Consider the following 3458-nt stretch of genomic DNA (forward strand, 5'->3'; position numbering starts at 1 on the left):
CGGCGGCGCGCCGCGCGGGGTTTAAGCCCCACGCGGCGGCGCAAGTCAACAAACGGACGAATTTCCGGCTAGATCGATTTGCATTCCTCCGGAACCGCAAAGTCGCTCAAGTTTCTTGAGGCCGCCCGCCTTTTGCGAAACACCGGGGTCCACTCCTTCGCGGCGCGCGCTTGTCGACCCGAAGCGCAACAGTCGTGCGAAGCAATTGACCGGGGCGAATCGACTTTGTCCGATCGCTGAGGATCGTGACACCGGCGTCGCAGTTCGAGGGTTTCTAAGACGGCGAATGCCGGAGTCTGCCGCGACAAAATTGGGGGGTTGACAGCCTCAAACGAGGGGATCAATAGGCGCTTGTCGGCCCGGGATTCGTTTCGGCCGGCGTCCTTTAACCCAACTGAAGAGACATGGGCAGTACCATCCTGGGCGGCGCCATCGAGGACTCGTTCTCCGTTTCGTCGCCCCGACACATCGTCAGCGTCCACGGGCCGGAAGCCCGTACGCGCGTCTGTCAGGCCTAGCCTCTCAGCCGCTCGTCTTCCGGCTTTGGACAGAACCAAAGCGGAGGCGAGCCATGAACCAGCTCTCCAATCTCGTTATCGATTTCGCCCGCTACCGCGCGGCGACAAATGTTGCGCTTGGCCAAAGCGGTCATCGCCTCGAGACCGGCCGTCTCGCGTGCCGATGGCGGCGCGATCTCGTGTCCGGCCAATTGTTTTGCGTCTGGGCGTCGACGGTCGGCGCGCGCGACGCGGAGCCTCCCTTGCGACGCTCTCTTGCAGCCTGAAGGACCCCAACCATGAACGACCGCCCGAGTAGGCCCGCCGAACACGCATTCCGCGTTTCGACGGGCGCTCCCACAAGAACTCGATCCTCAATCTCAAAACGCTGCGTCGAAATGTAGGAATCACAGCCGCAAAGACGGCTTGCCTCCTGCGTCGGTTCAGCACGGAGGCACATCATGACCATTCGCGTTAATCCCGAGAACGTCGGCGCTGCCGTCTTGGATGACGCCCACGTCGGCAACATTCAGGGCGCATTCGGCACAATCCTTCACGGAGACGTCGCTCCGCGCAAAACCTGGAAGCACCGGCTGACGACGCTGCTCGCCATCCTTGGCCCCGGCCTGATCGTTATGGTGGGCGACAATGACGCGGGCGCTTTTGCGACCTACGGACAGGCCGGTCAGAACTACGGCACGACGCTGCTGTGGACGCTGACGCTGCTCATCCCGGTTCTCTACGTCAATCAGGAGATGGTCCTGCGCCTCGGCGCCGTCACCGGCGTCGGGCATGCGCGCCTCATCTTTGAGCGGTTCGGCCGATTCTGGGGGGCCTTCAGCGTCATCGACCTGTTCCTGCTGAACGCGCTGACCATCGTGACCGAGTTCATCGGCATCAGCCTTGCGCTCGACTATCTCGGGCTCGACAAAACGACGGGGGTTATCGTCTCGGCGGCCCTCGTGATGCTTGCGGTCAGCACTGGCGACTTCCGGCGTTTCGAGCGTTTCGCCATGGTGTTGGTCGGAGCGAGCCTGCTGCTCATCCCGATCTATTTCATGGCTCACCCGCCATTCGTACAGGTCGCACGCGACTTTGTTGTTCCGCGAATGCCGGAGGGCGGCAAGCTGAGCGACGTGATGCTGCTGATCATCGGCATCGTCGGGACGACGGTCGCGCCCTGGCAGCTCTTCTTTCAGCAGAGCTACGTGATCGACAAGCGCATTACCCCACGTTTCATTCGCTATGAGCGCCTCGATCTGTGGATCGGCATCGCGCTGGTAATCATCGGCGGCGGGGCGATCATGGCCTTCACCGCGGCAACCTTCTCGGGCCGGAGCGAGTTCGGCAATTTCACCGACGCGGGGGGGATCGCGGCGGGTATCGGCAAGTATGTCGGCACGACCGCCGGCGTGATGTTTGCGGTCGCCCTAATCGACGCTGCCCTAATCGGCGCCTCGGCTGTGTCGCTGTCGACGGCTTACGCGATGGGCGATGTGTTCTCTGCGCGTCATTCGCTGCATCGCAAGGTCACCGACGCCAAGGGCTTCTACGCTGTCTATTGCGGGTTGATTGTCATCGCCGCGGCGATCGTTCTCACGCCTGGCTCGCCGCTTGGGCTCCTGACCCTGGCTGTGCAGGTGCTCGCGGGTGTTCTGCTTCCGAGCGCGACGGTGTTCCTGCTGCTGCTCTGCAATGACAAGGCTGTTCTCGGGCCTTGGGCGAACACCCGCCTGCTGAACTACTTCACCGGCGCTGTCATCGCCGTCCTTGTGATCCTGTCGGTGATCCTGACGGCATCTGTGCTGTTTCCCGACGCCACCAATGAGCAGGTCATCCTGGGCATCCTCGGCGGCGGCGGGGTCGTCTCCGTGGTCGTCGCGCTGGTGATCATGGCCTTGAGCCAGAGCGGCGCGCGCACAACGCAGAGCGAGGCGACAGTCAACGCCAGGATTTCGCGCGTCGCCTGGCGCATGCCGCCGCTGGATCAACTGCCGCCCGCCAAGCTTTCGCTGGCGGCGAAGACCTGGATGGGCGTCCTGCGCCTCTATCTGGTGGTCGCGGGCGGCCTGGTGCTGTTCCGCGTCGTCATGCTTGCCATCGGTCAGAACTGACCTCGCGACCGGACAAGCGCAGCGGAGATCGACTCGCTCCCGCGCTTGTCCGGTTCGTCCAACCCGTTATGGGTCGGGAGCAGCCGCTGTGACGCTGCCTATCCTTCAGGACGGGCTCAATCTCCTCGCAGCCGTCGCCCTCGGCGCCGCGATCGGCTTCGAGCGGCAGTGGCGTCAGCGCCTCGCCGGATTGCGGACCAATACGCTGGTCGCTCTCGGAGCGGCGACCTTCATTTTGTTCTCCCGCCTCACGCCAGGCGAGGGCGACGCGGCGCGCGTGGGCGCGCAAGTCGGGTCGGGCATCGGCTTCCTCGGCGCCGGGGTGATTTTCAAGGAGGGCCTGAATGTCCGCGGCCTCAATACCGCCGCAACCCTCTGGTGCTCCGCGGCGGTCGGGCTGCTCGCCGGCGACGGATTTATTGCCTACGGGGCGCTCGGCGCGGCGCTTGTCATCGGGGCAAACGTGGTCTTGCGCCCACTGGTCAAGGCCATCAACCGGCAGCCGGTTGACGACAGCGAAGTCGACCGTTCCTACGAGGCCTATGTCGTATGCAACGTCGCGGCTGAGCCCAAGGTGCGCGCCATTTTGATGGAAGGGCTGGCAGCCATAGAGCACATCGAGTTGAGCGAACTCGAGATCGCCAATATCGCGGATACCGATCGCGTCGAACTGACGGCGACCCTGACCTCCCACAAGCGGCGCGAACTCGCTCTTCATTCGATCATCGGGCGCCTGACGGCGGAACCCGGCGTTTCGCGTGCCGGCTGGAGAGAGCGGACGCAATCGGTCTAGCGGGCCGCCCGAACGATCCGCTCGATCTCGGCCTGCACCAGCCGCTCGACGATC

The 3458-nt window shown here is 64.0% G+C and carries 2 protein-coding genes; both read left to right on the forward strand.

What is annotated here, in order from left to right; genetic code table 11:
* The first annotated feature begins 958 nt into the window (after positions 1–958).
* Positions 959–2611 (forward strand): NRAMP family divalent metal transporter, encoded by a 1653-nt coding sequence (locus ACLP25_RS30465; protein ID WP_442472831.1) that lies wholly within the window; start codon positions 959–961, stop codon positions 2609–2611.
* Positions 2612–2699: 88 nt separating this feature from the next.
* Entirely contained in the window at positions 2700–3404 is a 705-nt protein-coding gene (locus ACLP25_RS30470) for an MgtC/SapB family protein (RefSeq protein WP_442472832.1), read from the forward strand.
* Positions 3405–3458 lie beyond the last annotated feature (54 nt).

Source organism: Roseiarcus sp., from assembly GCF_052145395.1.
Lineage (GTDB): Bacteria > Pseudomonadota > Alphaproteobacteria > Rhizobiales > Beijerinckiaceae > Roseiarcus.